Origin of the sequence: Aquimarina algiphila (assembly GCF_007489275.1) — a bacterium.
Taxonomy (GTDB): domain Bacteria; phylum Bacteroidota; class Bacteroidia; order Flavobacteriales; family Flavobacteriaceae; genus Aquimarina; species Aquimarina algiphila.
On record NZ_VLNR01000213.1, the window covers coordinates 1 to 932 of the forward strand.

Sequence of the window (932 nt, forward strand, 5' to 3'; positions counted from 1 at the left end):
ATAAAGATTTTTGAAAATTAAATAACATTTCTTTATTTTTTATTAATCTTTTAATTCTATTAAGTGTAGATGAATTAGGATTATCATTAACCGTAACTTCTACACCATTACTTTGAAGAGAAGATATAAATTCGCTTGTTTTAAAAAGTGTTTTATTATTCATGACTTACGATTAATTAATAATATATGACAAAAATATAATAAGTATATCAATTAATATATATGATGTACATATTATGTATTTATAGTGTACATGTTTTCAATAGGTTAAATCTATGCGATATTAGTCGGTAAATACATTCTTAAATTACTAATTTATTGATTGGATTTACAAGATTCATTAGAATATTAGTAGAATGTAGCTTTGTAGTCAGCTTTAAATATTTTACTGTCCTTTTTTAAAAATCAACATCAATTGATATTGCATCAAAATGCAATAGATGTCGATAGTTAAGTTTAACCAGGACTCTCCTATACAAAAGATAAAAGCATCCTTTCTGGATGATGAAATAATACTTACCGCTAAACAAGAAGAGGTAAAACAGCAAATTCGTTTTGCTTATACTCTTCGTCTTGAGGGTGGATATTCCCCATCACAAACCATCGAACATNGAACATCTCCAGAAAGAATATGGAGTTAGTCAAGCTACCTGTTACCGAATTTATCATAAAGCCATGTATGTGTTTGGTGAGCTTGATATGACTGATCTAAAAGCAGAAAAACGTATTATCCTAGAGCATAAGTGGAACCTGTACCAACAGGCACGAGATGAGAAAAACATAGAACTCGCCAACAAAATACTGGATGAGTATTATAAAATGTTTGATTTCTCGGAGAAAATGGCTCTTGAGGAGGGTGAACTAAAAGCGCATCAGTATAATGTTATAGTTGATCGTGGTGTGCGTAAGTTTATGCATCAACAATTCAATAA

1 pseudogene is annotated in these 932 nt (G+C 29.6%); it reads left to right on the forward strand.

The annotated features are described in order from the left end of the window. Positions 1-681: 681 nt before the first annotated feature. Positions 682-932, forward strand: a pseudogene (locus FOF46_RS31115) (hypothetical protein); the annotation flags it as partial.